Origin of the sequence: Rhodanobacter sp. Col0626 (assembly GCF_049994385.1) — a bacterium.
Taxonomy (GTDB): Bacteria; Pseudomonadota; Gammaproteobacteria; order Xanthomonadales; family Rhodanobacteraceae; genus Rhodanobacter.
The window spans coordinates 536,764-553,217 of record NZ_CP188260.1 but is presented as its reverse complement, the minus strand read 5'-3'; the positions used below and the strand labels follow the sequence as shown (position 1 = coordinate 553,217).

Here is a 16,454-nt window from a genome sequence, read left to right as displayed (position 1 = left end):
TCACAGCTGAACATCCACCACCTTGCCGCGTTGTTGTACGGAGTCACCCCATGCGTCTTTCCACCCGCGGCCCCACGATCGGCCTGACCACCCTGCTGCTGGCCCTGCCATGGCTGGCGATGCCCGGCGCTCACGCGCAGGACACGCCGGCCGCCGCGACCAGCGCGGTGGCGCCACCGGTCGATCTTCCCGCCACCAACAGCAGCGCCGGCGCACCGGCCAGCGCCAGCTCCACCGCCGACCAGGTAAGCCTGGACGACATCCGGAATTTCAGCCGGGTCTACGAAGTGGTGCGTCAGGCCTATGTGGAAAAAGTCGACAACAAGACCCTGATGAAGGCGGCCATCACCGGCATGCTCAGCGGGCTCGATCCGCACAGCGAGTATCTCGACAAGGACGGCCTGGCCCAGCTCAACGAGGACACCACCGGCCAGTACAGCGGCCTTGGCATCGAGGTGTTGCAGGTCGACGGCGGCCTGCGCATCGTCTCGCCGATCGACGACACCCCGGCGTCGCGCGCCGGCATCAAGCCGGGCGACGGCATCGTCAAGATCAACGGCACGCTGATCGATCCGCAGAACGTCGACGACATGTTCAAGCAACTGCGCGGCAAGCCCGGCAGCAAGATCGCGTTGACCATCGTGCACCAGAACAGCGACAAGCTGATCGACCTGAACCTGTTACGCGAAAATATCGCGGTCAGCAGCGTCAAGGTGCGCGAGCTGGAGCCCGGTTACGCCTACCTGCGGATCAGCCAGTTCCAGGACGACACCACCGATGACCTCGAGCGAAAGCTCGGCGACCTGATCAAGAAGAGCGGCGCGCAAAAGGGTGCGGTGCTGGATCTGCGCAACAACCCCGGCGGCCTGCTCACCGCGGCGGTGGGCGTCAGCGACGACTTCCTCGATACCGGCACCATCGTCACGACCCGTGGCCGGCTGCAGGACTCCAACATGGCCTTCAACGCACACCCCGGCGACCAGCTCCACGGCGCGCCGATGATCGTGCTGACCAACAACGGCACCGCCTCGGCGGCGGAAATCGTCTCCGGCGCACTGAAGGACAACCACCGCGCCTTGACCATGGGCCAGCGCACGTTCGGCAAGGGCGTGGTGCAAACCGTGCTGCCGCTGGACGCCGACCACGCGGTGAAGATCACCACCGCACGCTACTACACGCCGAACGGCACCTCGATCCAGGCCGAAGGCATCAAGCCGGACATCGCGCTGGCCGACCTCACGGTGAACAAGTCCGATAGCGGCCCGGTGCTGATCAGTTCCGAAGCCGACCTGCCAAACCACCTGGCCAACGAGCACGCCAAGACCGGCAACGACATCAACGACGACGGTAGCGCTGCCGACGGCAAGCTGGCCACCAGCGACTACGCGCTGTCGCAGGCACTGAATGTGCTCAAGGGCATGGCGCTCCGCCAGCCCGGCGCGGTGCGGCGCTGAAACGCCGCCGCGGTTCACGCCCGCCGGTAAGTGCCGTCAAGGTCGAATCCGGACACCGGCGGGGCGCGCACCTGGAAGTCATCGCGGCCCACACGCAAACGGCCCCTTGCGGGGCCGTTGCTGATCGCGCGATGTAAACAACTCGCTCAGGCGGTGGCGAACAGGCCGCGCATCTTCTTCATCGCGTTCGCTTCCACCTGACGGATGCGCTCGGCCGATACGCCGTACTCATCGGCCAGATCCTGCAGCGTGGCCTTGTTGTCATCGTCCAGCCAGCGGCGCTGAATGATGTCGCGCGAGCGCTTGTCCAGGTGGCTCAACGCATCGGTCAGCGTCTGCATCTGGTTGTCGGCGTAGTCTTCGTCGGACACGTTCTCGTACGGATCGGCACCATCGTCGATCAGGAACGCCGCCGGCGCGGGCTTGGCATCGTCATCGGCATCGGCGGGAGCCTCAAAACCGATGTCGCGACCGGACAGACGCGATTCCATCTCGCGCACCGTCGCTTCGGGCACGCCCAGGTCCAGCGCCACCTTTTTCACTTCCGCGGCATTCATCCAGCCCAGGCGCTTCTTGCTCTTGCGCAGGTTGAAGAACAGCTTGCGCTGCGCCTTGGTGGTGGCGACCTTCACGATGCGCCAGTTCTTGAGGATGAACTCGTGCATCTCGGCACGGATCCAGTGCACCGCAAAGCTGACCAGGCGCACGCCCTGGTCCGGGTCGAAACGCTTGACCGCCTTCATCAGGCCGATGTTGCCTTCCTGGATCAGGTCGGCCAGCTGCAGGCCGTAGCCGTTGTAGCCACGCGCCACATGCACCACGAAGCGAAGGTGCGACATCACCAGCTTCTTCGCCGCGGCCAGGTTGGCGTCTTCGAGGAAATCGCGCGACAGCGCCTGCTCTTCTTCCGAGCTCAGCACCGGGATGCGGTGGACCGCAGAAATATAGGCATCCAGACTGCCCACTACGCTCGGTAGCGGAAAGTTGGCGGTCACCAAGGCTTGAGACATGGGTGGAACCTCCTGAATGACATCAAAGTTTAGCACTCGGGTGGTTGGAGTGCTAAAGCTCCGATTGGTTCAGCCCGGATGCGTTCCGAGCTTTAATGAACCCAATGGTACAGATATAGACAGCCCTTGTCCAGTGGCCTGAAGGCATCGACATGAGGATCGCGCGGCCGCATTCAAGCAGGCGTGAAACCCGGCAACGCCGCGTGCGGCGGCAGCGACCAGTCGATCGGATGCTGCCCATGGGCCTCGAGGTAGCGGTTGGCCGTGGAAAAATGGCCGCAGCCGAGGAAACCGCGGTGGGCCGACAGCGGTGACGGATGTACCGAATTCAGCACGCAGTGCCGGTCCGCATCGATCAGCTGGCCCTTGCGCTGGGCGTACGCACCCCACAGCAGGAATACCAGGCCTTCGCGCTCACGATTGAGTGCCTCGATCGCGGCGTCGGTGAAACCTTCCCAACCCTTGCCCTGATGCGACCCGGCCCGGCCTTCTTCCACCGTCAACACGCTGTTGAGCAGCAATACGCCGCGATCGGCCCATGGCGTGAGGCAGCCATGGTCGGGCCGCGGGATGGCGAGATCGCGTTGGATTTCCTTGAAAATATTGTCCAGCGACGGCGGCACCCGCACGCCGGGGCGCACCGAAAAGCACAGGCCATGGGCCTGGCCGGGACCGTGGTAGGGATCCTGACCGAGGATGACCACGCGCACGGCGTCGAACGGCGTGTGTTCGAACGCAGCGAAGATTTCCGGTCCGGGTGGATAGATGCGTTTGCCCGCCCGCTTCTCCGTGTGCAAAAACGCCGACAGTGCCTGCATCTCCGGGCGCTGCAGATAGTCGCCGATGCGCGCCTTCCACGACGGCTCCAGCCTGACTCTTTCCGGCGTGACCCGCTCGTCGCTCATCGCTTGTCCGCGTGCTCGCGCAAGTGTCGCGCCATGCGCAACTGGAACAGCAGTTTGGTCACCAGCAACCTTTCCTCGACCGGCTTCTCGACCAGGTCGTTGGCGCCTGCCTTGATCAAGGCGGCCTGGTTGGCCGGATTCTCGTCGCCGGTCATCACCAGCACCGGCAACCGGCCCTTGCCGTAGCCGAACTCGCCACGGATATGTTTGAGCAGGTCGCCGCCGGTCAGTTCGCCCTTCAGGCTGACGTCGGTCAAGACCACGTCGGCGCCGACCGAGCCAATCGCGCGATCCGTCTCCAGCAGGGCCAGCGCATCTTCCACGCTGATCACATGGCGCACCGTGAGGCCGATTTTCTCCAGCATGCGGCGGGTCGCCAGGGCGACCACGCGACTGTCCTCGACATACAGCACGGTGCCTTCGGCGGTGGCCTGCGGGCTCACGTAACCCCGGATGAAATCGGCCAGTGCCTGGAAACCCAGCGCCTTGTCGAAATAGTCGGTCACGTGCTCGCCGAGCGATCGTCGGTGCAGCCGGTCGTCGACATCGCCGGACACCACCACGATGGGTACGTAGGTTTGCGGCGCCGACTCCCGCACGAACTTCGCCAGCGCCAGCCCGTCCATGTCGGGCAGGCGCAGTGCGATGGTGATGAAATCGAACACGCCTTCGCCGAGCACCTTCTGTGCATCGGCACCACTGCCGCAGCCGACCACCTCGACGCCGAACAACTCGGCCTGCAGCACGCGGGTGATCAGCTGTCGCACGACGCGCGAACCGTCGACCACCAGTACCCGCGGCGCCTCGGTCAGCAGACGGCTGCTGATATTTGTACTCATTCCTTAACTTACCCACCTTACCCGTGGCGATCCCTGGCCAATGAACCGGCGAACGCAACCCCCTGCATTCGCGTCAACTGGCGATAGTGCACCGGCAGCGGCATGGCCGTTGCGATTCACGTCACCCCATCGAAAGATCACACCGCCTTGCGCAGCTGCCACGCGCTGACCAGCCGCGCGCCCAGCCAACCCAGCGCGGCGGCCGCGAGCGGTACCGCCAGCAACAGCCACAGCGGCAACCCACCCACTTGCAGCTGACCATCATAAGCCCGGCTCAGCTGTGCCACCGGCGCAGCCAGCGCAAATTCGATCACGACCGCGAGCAAAGCCGCAAGAATGCCGCTGAACAGGCCATACCAGATCCCGGCATACAGATACGGCCGGCGCACGAACGCGCTGCTGGCACCGACCAGCAGCAATACGCCGATCTCCTCGCTGCGACTGGCGATATCCACCCGCACCGTGTTGCCGACCACCAGCAGGGCCGCCAGCGCCAGCATCAGCGCCAAAATCAATACCACCCGGTTGCCGACACCGAGCAACGCATCCAGTCGCTGACGCCAACTGCCGCTGTCCTGCACCAGGTCGACGCCACGCAGCTCGCGTGCATCGGCGACCAATTGCACCAGTGCGTCGGCGCTGGCGCCCGCGCGAGGCATCAACTGCAGCACGTAGGGCAAGGGATTGTCGTCCAGCGTGTGCAGGGCACCGGAAAATCCCTGCATCTTGGCCAGTTCGTCCATGCCTTGCTGCGGGGTTTTCACCGTCACCGTGGCTACTTCGGCACGATCGCCCAGTTGCCGGGCCAGCAGTTGCGCCTGTTGCGCCGACTGGCCCGGCTGCAGGAACACGCTGATCGACTGGCTCTGGCCCAGCGCATCGCCGAGCTTCTGCACATTGCCCAGCAACAGGTAAAAGGCCAGCGGCAACGCCAAGGCCAGCCCCATCACCGCGATGGTGAGCAAGGTGCCGAGCGGACGCGAGGCAAGTCGGCGCAGGCTCGACGCCGCGCTCCAGCCATGATGCTCCTGCCAGCTGCCGAAGCGGCTGCCCTGGCTGCGCCCGTTGTGCAACGACGCATCCGGCACCGGCGCGCGGGTGGTTTCCGGGGATGTATTCACAACACCTCCTGCGCCGCCAGGTCGGCGACCAGCCGGCCATGGTCGAGCACGATCACGCGCTTCTTCATGCGCTTGATCAGCGGCAGGTCATGGCTGGCGATCAATACGGTGGTACCGACCTGCTGGAATTCGGCGAACAGGCCCATGATCTCCACCGCCAGTTGCGGATCGAGGTTGCCGGTCGGCTCGTCGGCAATCAGCAAGGTAGGCCGCGCCACGATCGCACGGGCAATGCCGACGCGCTGCTGTTCGCCGGTGGACAGGGTGGCCGGCAGTTGCCGCTCGTAGGCGAGCAGGCCGACTTTTTCCAGCGCGGCACGCACACGCCGCGCGCGCTCGGCGCGGGCAATCCCGCCGATCACAAGCGGCAGCTCGACGTTGGCGAACACGGTGCGTTCCATCAGCAGGCGGTGATCCTGGAACACCATGCCGATCTGCCGGCGCCATTTCGGGATGCCGCTGTGACGGATCTTCGCCAAGCTCCGGCCATCCATGCTGATCAGGCCATGTGACGGGCGCTCGATCAGTCCCAGCAATTTGAGCAAGGTGCTTTTGCCGGCACCGGAATGACCGGTGACGAAGGCCATCTCGCCGGTCGGCACTTCGAATGACAGCTGCGAGAGCGCTTCATGGCCGCCCTCATAGCGTTTGCTGACTTGATCAAACTGGATCACCGAGTGTCCCCGAACCTGCGTGCCGTCCTGCCTGGGCTCAAGGATAAGGGAAGCCGGCACCGAGGTGCGGACTTCCCCTACTCGTCGAGTGCCGCCGGTTCAGGCCGCGGCGATCGGCCTGCTCAACGACCGGTGAACAGCTTCGAGAGCCGGCGGAACAAGCCGGGCTTCTTCGGGTGGGCGTGTTCGCTGGGCTTGCCCGAGGTCACGGCGACTTGCCGCGACGGCCGGTTGTGGCTGCTGCCGGTGGATTCGGCCACGTTGCGATCGCGCGGCGGGCGACGCTCGCCGCGCGGCGCACGGTTGGCATCGGCAGCCACCGTACCTTGACTCTGGTTGTCGGCGATGTCGGCGGGCGCGCCTTCGCGACGGCGATTGCGGCCACCGCGACGACGGCGCGGCTTGCGCGGGCCTTCGGCAGCGGCGCCATCGACGCTCGGCGTCGTGTCGGTCTTGTGCACGGCCACGACGACCGGTGGCTCGGCCGCACCCTCGACAACGGGAGCAACGGCCGCGGCAGGCTTGCGCTCGCGTGGCGGACGCGCCGCGCTGCGCTCGCCACTACGGCTCGAACTGCCGGAACGACGCGGCTTTTCGCCCGGACGCGGCGGCACCACGTCGCCGAAGGCGGCGCTGTCGGCGGCGGCATTGGCCGCGAACTCGGCGTCGACCTCACGCGGCCTGGGCATCACCAGCAGTTCCGGATCCATCTGCGCCACCGGGATGCTCTGGCCGATATAGGTTTCGATATCCGGCAGCGACATCGCATACAGGTCGCAGGCGAAGCTGATCGCGTCGCCTTCCGCGCCCAGACGGGCGGTACGGCCGATGCGGTGCACGTAGTCCTCGGCCTCGTGCGGCAGGTCGTAGTTGAAGACGTGGCTGACCGCGGGAATGTGCAGGCCGCGCGCGGCCACGTCGGTGGCCACCAGGATGTCGAGCTGGCCCTCCTGGAAACGCTGCAGCAGTTTCTGCCGCTTCAGCTGCGGCACGTCGCCGGAGATCGCGCCGACGCGGCAACCATGGCGCTTCACCCGCTCGGTGATGCGCTCGGCGGCGGCCTTGGTGTTGACGAAGATGATGCTGCGGCTCGGCTTGGTGCGATCGAGCAGGTTGAGCAGCAACGGCATCTTCTCTTCCTTGGCCGGGAAGTAGACCAGTTGGCGCACCTTGTCGGCGGTGACGTTGTCGCTCTCCACCACCAGCTTCTCGGCCTCGTGCATGTGCTCGTAGGCCAGCTCCAGCACGCGATGGCTGAGCGTGGCGGAGAACAGCAGCACCTGGCGCTGCTCGCGTGGCGGCAGGCGACGGAAGATGAAGCGCACGTCCTTGATGAAACCGAGGTCGAACATGCGATCGGCTTCGTCGATCACCATCACTTCGACGCTGTTGAGGCTGAACACGCCCTGCTTGTGATAATCGAGCATGCGACCGGGGGTGGCGATGATGATGTCGCAGCCATCCTTCAATTGCTGACGCTGCTTGTCGTAGTCGACGCCGCCGTAGATCAGCGCCACGCGCAGGCCGGTGTGGCGGCCGATCGCCTTGGCATCCTTTTCGATCTGGATGGCCAGCTCGCGGGTCGGCGCGATGATCAGGGCGCGCGGGTCGCTGTCCTTGCGGTCGGCGACGGCCGGCGTGGTCAGCAGGCGATTCATCAGCGCGACCAGGAAGGCACAGGTCTTGCCGGTGCCGGTCTGTGCCTGGCCAGCGACGTCGCGACCGCCCAATGCCAGCGGCAGGGTCATTTCCTGGATCGGCGTGCAGCGGGTGAAGCCGCTGTCGTCCAGGCCCTGCTGCAGCAGCGGCTGCAAATCGAAATTGGCGAAAAAGGTATCGGTGAGTACGGTTTGTGACATATGCGGATGGGTAACCTTGGCCTGACGGCGGCGTGATGCGCTGCACCCGCTTCAGGCGCCGGATGCCGGCGCGAAAGCGGTGCAGGACGGGTGCGCGATGCGCAGCGAAGCGGCTCAATGTCAGGGTCAACAAGATCGCGCCGCGGCTGGCGACGCCGTGTTTGCCGGCGGTCTGACGGGCGACTGTGCAAGCCGCCCTTGAATCGTGCCCGGAGTTGCGCTGGAATGAAGACTTGCCGCCATGGCACCGCCTGATTCCAGCCCAAACCCGCGCTTCATGGGCGCCTGAGTGTAGCTGATGACGGCGCTGGCGTCTGTCTGGCCGCCATCTCCTTGTTTTTTGCCTTTGCCTCCCCATTTTTCATTCCACGCGTTTTTGCCCCAGCCACGGAGATCCCCGGTGAGCGACCTGATTACCCATGTGAACGACGATGCCTTCGAGCAGCAGGTGCTGAAGTCCGATACCCCGGTGTTGCTGGATTTCTGGGCGGAATGGTGCGGTCCATGCAAGGCGATCGCGCCGATGCTGGACGAGTTGGCCAAGCAGTACGAAGGCAAGTTGCGCATCGTCAAGGTCAACATCGACCAGAACCAGCAGACCCCGCGAACCTATGGCGTGCGCGGCATCCCGACCCTGATGGTGTTCAAGAACGGCAAGGTCGAGGCGACCCAGATCGGTGCCGTCAGCAAGGGTCAGCTGACCCAGATGATCGACAAGGCCCTCTGATCCACCGTTGCAAACCCGCGACGCGGAGCCGGCTCGGCTGAGTACGGCCGGCTCACAAGGCTTTACGCCAGTACGCCGCGGGTGCTAGATTCAGTGCGTCCGTCGGGACAGTTCTGTCCCCTTGCGCCTTCCGCGCGACGCACACCCTCCCTCCTGTAATTCAACGGCGCCCTGCGAGGATTGCCCGTGTCCGATACCGATAACAAAATTCCGAACGACGCCAAGAGCGCCGATACCAAGCCTGTTGCCGAAGCGAAATCCGAGCCGCGCCCGCGCGCTCCGCGTCGTACGGCAGCTGCCATCGCCGCGGCCAATGCCGAAAAAGCGGCGAACGTCGAAAGGACGGTGCCGGCCGACAAGCCCGCTGCCCCGACACCCCCGGCGCCAGCCCCCGCGCCGGTCCAGGCCAGTTTGCCGGTGACCCCGGCCGCCCAGCGCGAACCATCGCCACCGCGCGCCGCGCAGGAGCCACGTGAATCCGGCACCCAGCCCGCGCAGAGTCAGGACCCGTCGCCGAGCTCGAGCCCGAACCAGGGCCAGCCGAACCAGGCCCAGGCACAAGGTCAGAATCCGAACCAGGGGCAGAATCAGAACAACGGCGGTCGCGAAGGCCGTGATGGCCGCGGTCGCCGTCGCCGCAACGAGCGCGGCGGCAACCCGAACCCGCAGCAGCAGGGTCGCCCGCAGAACCATCCACGGCCCAACCCGAACGGCCTGCCGATGGACGACGACAACGCCGATCCGGGCAGCGATACCCGCCTGATCAACCTCACCGAACTGAAGCGCAAGAACGCGATCCAGCTGCTGGAATTCGCCGAGTCGCTGGGCGTGCACGAAGGTGTCGCCCGCGCGCGCAAGCAGGACGTGATCTTCAACGTGCTCAAGGCGCACGCACGCTCCGGCGGCGGCATCTGGGCCGAAGGCGTGCTGGAAATCCTGCAGGACGGCTTCGGCTTCCTGCGCTCGGCCGACGAGTCGTACCTCGCCGGCCCGGACGACATCTATGTGTCGCCCAGCCAGATCCGCCGCTTCAACCTGCGCACCGGCGATTACATCACCGGTCGCGTGCGTCACCCGAAGGAAGGCGAGCGCTACTTCGCGATGCTGCGCGTCGACGACATCAACGGCGATCCGCCGGAAGCGTCGAAGAACAAGATGCTGTTCGAGAACCTCACCCCGCTGTTTCCGCGCAAGGCCTTCAAGCTGGAGCGCGGCAACGGTTCCAGCGAGGACATCACCGGCCGCATCCTCGATCTGATCGCACCGATCGGCAAGGGCCAGCGCGGCCTGATCGTCTCCCAGCCGAAATCCGGCAAGACGATGATGCTGCAGAACATCGCCCAGGCCATCCAGTACAACCATCCCGAAGCGCACCTGATCATGCTGCTGATCGACGAGCGCCCGGAGGAAGTCACCGAAATCGCACGCACCGTGCGCGCCGAAGTGATCAGCTCCACCTTCGACGAACCGGCCGTGCGCCACGTGCAGGTCGCCGAAATGGTGATCGAGCGTGCCAAGCGCCTGGTCGAGCACAAGAAGGACGTGATCATCCTGCTCGACTCGATCACCCGCCTGGCGCGTGCCTACAACACCGTGATCCCGAGCTCCGGCAAGGTGCTCACCGGCGGTGTGGATGCGAACGCACTGCAGCGGCCGAAGCGGTTCTTCGGCGCTGCCCGCAACGTCGAGGAAGGCGGCAGCCTCACCATCATCGCCACCGCGCTGACCGAGACCGGCAGCAAGATGGACGAGGTGATCTACGAGGAATTCAAGGGCACCGGCAACATGGAAGTGCACCTGAGCCGTCGCATCTCCGAGAAACGCGTCTACCCGGCGATCGACATCAACCGTTCCGGCACCCGCCGCGAAGACCTGCTGATCGAGCCGGACATGCTGGCCAAGATCTGGATCCTGCGCAAACTCCTGCATCCGATGGATGAGTTGTCGGCCATGGAGTTCATGCTCGACAAGATGAAGAACACCAAGTCCAACGACGAGTTCTTCAATTCGATGAAGCGCTGATCCGCGCAAGCGGAAAAGCAAGGAGAGAGGCCGGCCATTGCCGGCCTCTTTCCGTTTGGGACGGTGCGTTTCACGGTGCCTCGGGTTTGTCCTAGATAGCCCTTGCGCCACCGGGCCCATAGGCTCGAATCATCTATCCATCGATGAGGAGCACGCCCATGGGTGTCAACGGCGTCGGCTTTAACAACAATCCGTTGTTCTACGGAAACGGTCCGCAGGGCTCGAAGCAGCACGTCGCCACCGCTGGCGAAACCCTGGACAGCATCGCCAAGGATTACGGCGTTACGTCCAAGGCCCTGTATGAGGCCAACCCGCAGATCCATCCGCCGGTGCTGTTCCAGGCTGGCATGCGCCTGACCATCCCCGAGCCCACGCCCGAGACGAGCAGCGGCGACGCAGGAACGACTTCGGTCACCGGCAAAGGTCCGGTGAGCGAGACCAAGACCGGCACCGAGGCCAATGGCACCTCCAGCACCACGGAGGCCAACGCCAAGATCGGAAGCGATGGCAGCACCGAGGTAGGTGGTTCGCACAAGAACGAAACCACCACCACCGACGCCAATGGCAACAAGACCACCCAGGGCCAGACCCGCTCGGGCAGCATCGGTGTCGATCCTGACAAGGGCACGGTCTCGGTGTCCGGCGGCACCGGGTTCAGCAAGGAGGTGAAGAACTCCAAGGGCGTGGGTGTCAGCTTCGGCATCGATGCCAACGCCACCGTTGTCGTGGGCCAGAAGACCGACAAGGGCGTCACCACCTACAGCGCATCCACCGATGCGTCGATCTCGCTCAAGGCGGGCGTCAGCAGCAAACAGGCCGGCCTGGAAGTCGGCCATACCGACGGCATCAAGGCTTCCTATGAAGTGGCGATGCCGGAAGACGCCGCCAAGAAAACCAACCTGGCCACCGTCAATCCGTTCGACCCGAACTCGATGCCGACCGGCACCGTGATCAAGATCGATGGCTCCCACTACACCACCAACGAATTCAAGGCCACCTTCAAGAACCTGGCGGCAGCCACCAAGATCACCGACGAGAAAGGCACCAGCCTGCTGGTCGAGAAGACCGGCGACAACACCGTCAAGGTCACCGCCGGCCCCACCGCGGCGATCCAGGCCTACAACGGCGTCGGCGTGGACTTTGGTGTCGCCAGCGCCATGCTCAGCCGTGACGACAAGCTCAGCAGCGCCACCCTGAAGACCGCCGAATTCGACCTGTCGACCCCCGAAGGCAAGGCCTCGTACAACGACTTCGTCGCCAACGGCAACCTGCCCACCGACAACGGCACCGGCGTCTCGGGCGTCCAGACGATCGAGAAGCTCGACTACTCCTCGCAGGCCAAGCTCGACGCCAAGCTGGGCCCGATCGGGTTCAGCATCGATGGCGCCAAGAACACCGGCAACTCCGTGGTCACCACCGAGCCCGACGGCAGCATCACCCGCACCGTGCAGTTGCAATACAGCGGCAACGTGCCGATGACCCTCAGCCAGAAGTTCGACGCCAACGGCAACGAACAGATGGATCAGCGCACCTACGCCTACACCATCAAGGCCGACGACAACACCGCGCAGATGATCAACGTCGCCCAGACCGGCAATATGGACAGCGCCAAGAATGGCCCGGTCAAAGCCGGCCAGAACGTCACGATCACCTACACCGAAGCTCAAATGAAAGAGCTCATGGGTGACGCGCAAAAAGCCCTGGACGCCTCCGGCGGCATGAACTCCAACTTGCGCATCCTGACCCAGGATTACGATGGCAACGCCGTCAGCCCGTTCGATTTTGCCTTGGGGCTGGGCCGCAACCTCGGCGGTTCGGATTACGGCAGTGCCGAACGCCTGTTCACCATCGCCACCGGCGCCGACGGCGACCTCAGGAATGGCATCGTGAAGCTGCCGGGGACGGTTACCACGCAGGGCTGAGCCAGATGGGATGTACGGTGCGAAAGGCCGGCATGCCGGCCTTTCGCTTGTCCGCGGGACGCATTCGCCGGCATCATCAGCCAGGGCTGCGCGGCGCAATTTCCAGCGCCCCCTTTTCGCCGCCCGACGTCGCCCCCATAGTGACCACCTCCCCACCGAGGTAAGTGCCCGTGTCCATACCCAGTGCCGTCAAGAGCACCCCGATTGCGGGCCGCCAGCAACTCACCGATTACCTTGCCGCCGGCGAAAAGCCGCGCGAGGCATGGCGCATCGGCACCGAGCACGAAAAGTTCGGCTTCCGCACCGACGACCTGCGCCCACCGACGTTCGAGGGTGACCGCGGCATCAAGCTGCTGCTGGAGACGCTGGCTACCCGCTACGGTTGGGACGTGGCACGCGAAGGGGAAAACCCGGTCGCGTTGTCGCGCGACAAGGCCTCGATCACGCTGGAGCCGGCCGGCCAGCTGGAGCTGTCCGGCGCGCCGCTGGAAACCATCCACCAGACCTGCTGCGAAGTGAACTCGCACCTGGAGGAAGTGCGCTCGGTCGCCGACGGCATGGGGCTGGGTTTCCTCGGCATGGGGTTCCAGCCGAAGTGGCGTCGCGACGAGATGCCGTGGATGCCCAAGGGCCGCTACAAGATCATGCGCGAATACATGCCCAAGGTCGGCTCGCTCGGCCTGGACATGATGACGCGCACCTGCACCGTGCAGGTGAACCTGGACTTCTCGTCCGAAATGGACATGATCAAGAAGTTCCGCACCAGCCTGGCGCTGCAGCCGATCGCCACCGCGCTGTTCGCCGATTCGCCGTTCACCGAAGGACGTCCAAACGGCTATCTGTCGTATCGCTCGCACATCTGGACCGATACCGATCGCGACCGCACTGGCATGCTCGATTTCGTCTTCACCGACGGCTTCGGTTACGAGCGCTACGTCGACTACATCCTCGACGTGCCGATGTACTTCAGCTTCCAGGACGGCAAATACATCGACCTGGCCGGACAGGATTTCAAGAAATTCATGGCCGGCGAGCTGTCTTTGCTGCCTGGCACCCACGCCACCATGAAGGACTTCGCCGACCACCTCACCACCGCCTTTCCCGAGGTGCGCCTCAAGCAGTACCTGGAAATGCGCGGCGCCGACGGCGGCCCGTGGAACCGGCTATGCGCCTTGCCCGCGTTCTGGGTCGGCCTGCTGTACGACGACGAGGCACTGGATGCGGCATGGGATCTGGTCAAGGATTTCAGCCGCGAGGAACGCCACGCCCTGCGCGATGGCGTGCCCATGCACGCACTGAAGCTGCCGTTCCGCGGCGGCACGGTGCGCGATCTTGCCGAGGAAGCGCTGAAGATCGCCGGCCATGGCCTCAAACGCCGCGCCCGCCTCAACAAGAATGGCGCCGACGAAAGCATCTTCCTCGAGCCGATGATCGAGATCGTGCAGGCCAACCAGACCCCAGCCGAACGCAAGCTGGAACTGTTTCATGGTGCGTGGAACGGCAGCGTCGATCCGGCATTCCGCGAATTCGCATACTGAGCGACTGCGCATCCGCCGGAGGCAACTCAGCGGCGAACGTGTCGCCTCCGGGCCGGCACGACATCCATCGACGCTGCAGCCAGCAATCCCAGCAGGTCGTGCCGAACGATCGAAGCCAGCCGCACCACGGCGGGCGCCGGTTCGGACTCGGCACGGTGCAGCGCCAGGCCCAGCGTGCCCGGTACCGGCAAATTCGCTGACACCGCATCCAGCGGCCGTACGCCGGCCGGCAAGCCGAGCGGCGTACGCAGCGTGAGACCCAGGCCGGCGGCGACGGCCGCCCAGACACCGGCCAGACTCGCGCTGGTAAACACGATTCGCCAGGAAATGCCGGCACGATCCAGCGCGTCGATCGCCGCGCTGCGCAGCAGGCATGGCGACTCCAGCATCACCAGCGGCAAAGGTTCGCCGTCGGCACGTGGCCAGCACAAGCGATCCTGCGCCGCACCGATCCAGCACATCTTCACCGTGCCAAGGTGCTCGGCATGCGCCGAAGACACGCCAGCCTCCCAGGCCAGTGCCAGATCGAGCCGGTTCGCGCCGACCCGCTCCAGCAATTCCGCATTGCGTGCAATGCGTGCCTCGATGCGTACCTTCGGGTGGGCGCGGACGAAACGTCCAAGCACTTCGGGCAGCAGGGTCTCGCCGAAATCCTCTTGCAGGCCCAGCCGGATCCCACCTTCCAGTTCACCGCCGCGCAGCGCGGTGGCCGCCTCGTCGTTGAGCTCCAGCAGGCGCCTCGCATAACCCAGCATCACCTCGCCGGCATCGGTCAGGGCCATGCCGCGACCGGCCCGGCGCAACAGCGGCGTACCGGCTTGCTCCTCCAGCTTTTTCAGCTGCGCGCTGACCGCCGAAGTCGAGCGGTCGAGCCGGTCGGCCGCTTTGGCGAAACTGCCCAGTTCGACCCCCGTGACGAAGCTGCGCAGGTTGTCGAGATCGAAACTGATGCGGCGCATGTTAATCGTCCTGTTTTTTGGGACCTATCTTTCGATATTTCCCGATTTTCGGCATGAGCTTGGCGCGCTACGGTAGCTTCCGTCAACACCATCGCGCTACGGAGCACCGCATGAATGCCATACCTGACATCGACCGGCAGAGCATGGCCGACATCGCTCCGAAACTCGCCGAACTCACCGACCAGGTACTGTTCGGCGACGTCTGGCGACGACCGCAGCTGTCGCCGCGTGAGCGCAGCCTTGCCACCGTGGCCGCGCTGGTGGCACTGAACCGTGGCGAACAGTTGCCGTTCCACCTGCGCCGCGCCCGCGACAACGGGATCAGTCGCGACGAACTGGCCGAGCTGGTCACCCATCTCGCGTTCTACGCCGGCTGGCCCTGCGCCGCCTCGGCGGTATCGGCGCTGCGCGCGCTCGACGAGGCGGTTGCGCCATGATCGCGATGCAATACGGCTTCACCCTGCCGGCCGACTACGACATGACGATCATCCGTAACCGCATCGCGGAAAAAGGCCACTTGCTGGACGACTTCCCGCACCTGCGTTTCAAGGCGTATCTGTATGCCGATCGCCATGACACACGACTGCCCGGCCGCGAGAATCTCTACGCACCGTTCTATCTATGGCGCGACGGCGAAGGCATGAATGAGTTCCTCGGCGGTGCCGGTTTTGCTGCGCTCACGCAGTCGTTCGGCTGGCCGTCGATACGCACCTGGTCGGTATGGCAGGCGGAACTGGCGGCGGATCTTTCCGCGGCAACCTGTGCCACACGCGACATCATTGCGCTGCCACCCTATAGCACACTGGATGCCTGCCGCCGCGCGGAAGCTGCCGCCGCACACGACGATATGGATCGTGGCGCGCTCGCCGCAGTCAGCGCCTTCGAACCGACCGGCTGGACCCTGCTGCGCTTTCGCCTCTGGCCCAAACCCCGCGCCGACTTCGCCCATGGAGATCGCCAGGCCTACAGCGTCGGCCACGTCTCGCAACCCGGCGCTGTGCGCTGAACCACCATCCAACCAAGGAGAAACCCATGCCCCTCGTTCGTATCGCCCTGCGCCGCGGCAAGTCGCCCGCCCAGCTCGCCGCCTTGCGCAACGGCGTGTACCAGGCCATGCGCGAAACCTTCAACGTACCGGAAAACGACCGCTTCATCCTGGTCAGCCAGCACGACGCCGACGAATTCGATTGCGACCCGAACTATCTCGGCATCGCCCGCAGCGACGATCTGGTGATCGTGCAGATCACCTGCAACAGCGGTCGCACGGTGGAACAGAAACAGGCGCTATACCGAAGCATGGCGGAGAAACTCTCCGCCGACCCGGGACTGCGTCCCGAAGACCTGTTCATCAACCTGGTCGAGGTGACGAAGGAGAACTGGTCATTCGGCAACGGAATCGCACAGTACGCCTGAGCTTCGCTCCC

Annotated in this window: 15 protein-coding genes; 8 read left to right on the top strand and 7 right to left on the bottom strand. The window is 64.9% G+C overall.

Annotated features, from left to right (window positions below; all coding sequences use genetic code 11):
• Positions 1-50: 50 nt before the first annotated feature.
• Complete coding sequence (locus ACPPVV_RS02240; protein WP_426701857.1) at positions 51-1,454, top strand: S41 family peptidase; 1,404 nt, start codon at positions 51-53, stop codon at positions 1,452-1,454.
• A 146-nt stretch (positions 1,455-1,600) separates the two neighbouring features.
• Here the strand turns inward: ACPPVV_RS02240 and rpoH are convergent, their stop codons facing one another.
• The 6 genes from rpoH to ACPPVV_RS02210 all read right to left on the bottom strand — a co-directional run bounded on the left by rpoH (position 1,601) and on the right by ACPPVV_RS02210 (position 7,862).
• Positions 1,601-2,464, bottom strand: coding sequence for an RNA polymerase sigma factor RpoH (gene rpoH, locus ACPPVV_RS02235; protein ID WP_426701856.1), 864 nt, complete (start codon positions 2,462-2,464; stop codon positions 1,601-1,603).
• A 173-nt stretch (positions 2,465-2,637) separates the two neighbouring features.
• Positions 2,638-3,369: a uracil-DNA glycosylase gene (gene ung, locus ACPPVV_RS02230; RefSeq protein WP_426701855.1), complete on the bottom strand. Its 732-nt coding sequence runs from the start codon at positions 3,367-3,369 to the stop codon at positions 2,638-2,640.
• Positions 3,366-4,208 carry a response regulator gene (locus ACPPVV_RS02225; protein ID WP_426701854.1) on the bottom strand — a complete coding sequence of 281 codons (843 nt, stop codon included), beginning with the start codon at positions 4,206-4,208 and terminating at the stop codon, positions 3,366-3,368. The genes ung and ACPPVV_RS02225 overlap by 4 nt, the downstream gene beginning before the upstream one ends.
• Before the next feature lie 137 nt (positions 4,209-4,345).
• Entirely contained in the window at positions 4,346-5,329 is a 984-nt protein-coding gene (ftsX, locus tag ACPPVV_RS02220; RefSeq protein WP_426701853.1) for a permease-like cell division protein FtsX, read from the bottom strand.
• Positions 5,326-6,003 carry a cell division ATP-binding protein FtsE gene (gene ftsE, locus ACPPVV_RS02215; protein WP_426701852.1) on the bottom strand — a complete coding sequence of 226 codons (678 nt, stop codon included), beginning with the start codon at positions 6,001-6,003 and terminating at the stop codon, positions 5,326-5,328. Before ftsE ends, ftsX begins: the two co-directional genes overlap by 4 nt.
• A 122-nt stretch (positions 6,004-6,125) precedes the next feature.
• Entirely contained in the window at positions 6,126-7,862 is a 1,737-nt protein-coding gene (locus tag ACPPVV_RS02210; RefSeq protein WP_426701851.1) for a DEAD/DEAH box helicase, read from the bottom strand.
• A gap of 400 nt (positions 7,863-8,262) precedes the next feature.
• Here ACPPVV_RS02210 and trxA point away from each other — a divergent pair, with 400 nt between their 5' ends.
• From trxA to ACPPVV_RS02190, 4 genes are all read left to right on the top strand, one after another.
• Entirely contained in the window at positions 8,263-8,589 is a 327-nt protein-coding gene (trxA, locus tag ACPPVV_RS02205; protein WP_426701850.1) for a thioredoxin TrxA, read from the top strand.
• Between the two features lie 186 nt (positions 8,590-8,775).
• Positions 8,776-10,611, top strand: a complete 1,836-nt coding sequence (rho, locus tag ACPPVV_RS02200; protein WP_426701849.1) for a transcription termination factor Rho — start codon at positions 8,776-8,778, stop codon at positions 10,609-10,611.
• Between the two features lie 158 nt (positions 10,612-10,769).
• Positions 10,770-12,533: a LysM peptidoglycan-binding domain-containing protein gene (locus ACPPVV_RS02195; protein WP_426701848.1), complete on the top strand. Its 1,764-nt coding sequence runs from the start codon at positions 10,770-10,772 to the stop codon at positions 12,531-12,533.
• A gap of 170 nt (positions 12,534-12,703) precedes the next feature.
• Entirely contained in the window at positions 12,704-14,071 is a 1,368-nt protein-coding gene (locus ACPPVV_RS02190) for a glutamate--cysteine ligase (RefSeq protein WP_426701847.1), read from the top strand.
• Positions 14,072-14,097: 26 nt separating this feature from the next.
• On the opposite strand, the gene ACPPVV_RS02185 is transcribed toward ACPPVV_RS02190, so the two are convergent.
• Positions 14,098-15,030, bottom strand: a complete 933-nt coding sequence (locus tag ACPPVV_RS02185; protein WP_426701846.1) for a LysR substrate-binding domain-containing protein — start codon at positions 15,028-15,030, stop codon at positions 14,098-14,100.
• A 110-nt stretch (positions 15,031-15,140) separates the two neighbouring features.
• Between ACPPVV_RS02185 and ACPPVV_RS02180 the strand changes: the two genes are divergently transcribed.
• From ACPPVV_RS02180 to ACPPVV_RS02170, 3 genes are read left to right on the top strand one after another with little or no spacing between them, the layout of a single operon-like run.
• On the top strand, positions 15,141-15,467 hold the full coding sequence (locus ACPPVV_RS02180; RefSeq protein WP_426701845.1) for a carboxymuconolactone decarboxylase family protein: 327 nt from the start codon (positions 15,141-15,143) through the stop codon (positions 15,465-15,467).
• Complete coding sequence (locus ACPPVV_RS02175) at positions 15,464-16,036, top strand: DUF4865 family protein (protein WP_426701844.1); 573 nt, start codon at positions 15,464-15,466, stop codon at positions 16,034-16,036. Before ACPPVV_RS02180 ends, ACPPVV_RS02175 begins: the two co-directional genes overlap by 4 nt.
• A gap of 26 nt (positions 16,037-16,062) precedes the next feature.
• Positions 16,063-16,443 carry a tautomerase family protein gene (locus ACPPVV_RS02170; RefSeq protein WP_426701843.1) on the top strand — a complete coding sequence of 127 codons (381 nt, stop codon included), beginning with the start codon at positions 16,063-16,065 and terminating at the stop codon, positions 16,441-16,443.
• Positions 16,444-16,454 lie beyond the last annotated feature (11 nt).

What these genes read in the sequence shown, in the direction of transcription:
- ACPPVV_RS02240 (WP_426701857.1), top strand. Translation starts at nt 51, where the DNA reads ATGCGTCTTTCCACCCGCGGCCCCACGATCGGCCTGACCACCCTGCTG.
- rpoH (WP_426701856.1), bottom strand. Translation starts at nt 2,464, where the DNA reads ATGTCTCAAGCCTTGGTGACCGCCAACTTTCCGCTACCGAGCGTAGTG.
- ung (WP_426701855.1), bottom strand. Translation starts at nt 3,369, where the DNA reads ATGAGCGACGAGCGGGTCACGCCGGAAAGAGTCAGGCTGGAGCCGTCG.
- ACPPVV_RS02225 (WP_426701854.1), bottom strand. Translation starts at nt 4,208, where the DNA reads ATGAGTACAAATATCAGCAGCCGTCTGCTGACCGAGGCGCCGCGGGTA.
- ACPPVV_RS02210 (WP_426701851.1), bottom strand. Translation starts at nt 7,862, where the DNA reads ATGTCACAAACCGTACTCACCGATACCTTTTTCGCCAATTTCGATTTG.
- ACPPVV_RS02195 (WP_426701848.1), top strand. Translation starts at nt 10,770, where the DNA reads ATGGGTGTCAACGGCGTCGGCTTTAACAACAATCCGTTGTTCTACGGA.
- ACPPVV_RS02185 (WP_426701846.1), bottom strand. Translation starts at nt 15,030, where the DNA reads ATGCGCCGCATCAGTTTCGATCTCGACAACCTGCGCAGCTTCGTCACG.
- ACPPVV_RS02180 (WP_426701845.1), top strand. Translation starts at nt 15,141, where the DNA reads ATGAATGCCATACCTGACATCGACCGGCAGAGCATGGCCGACATCGCT.
- ACPPVV_RS02175 (WP_426701844.1), top strand. Translation starts at nt 15,464, where the DNA reads ATGATCGCGATGCAATACGGCTTCACCCTGCCGGCCGACTACGACATG.
- ACPPVV_RS02170 (WP_426701843.1), top strand. Translation starts at nt 16,063, where the DNA reads ATGCCCCTCGTTCGTATCGCCCTGCGCCGCGGCAAGTCGCCCGCCCAG.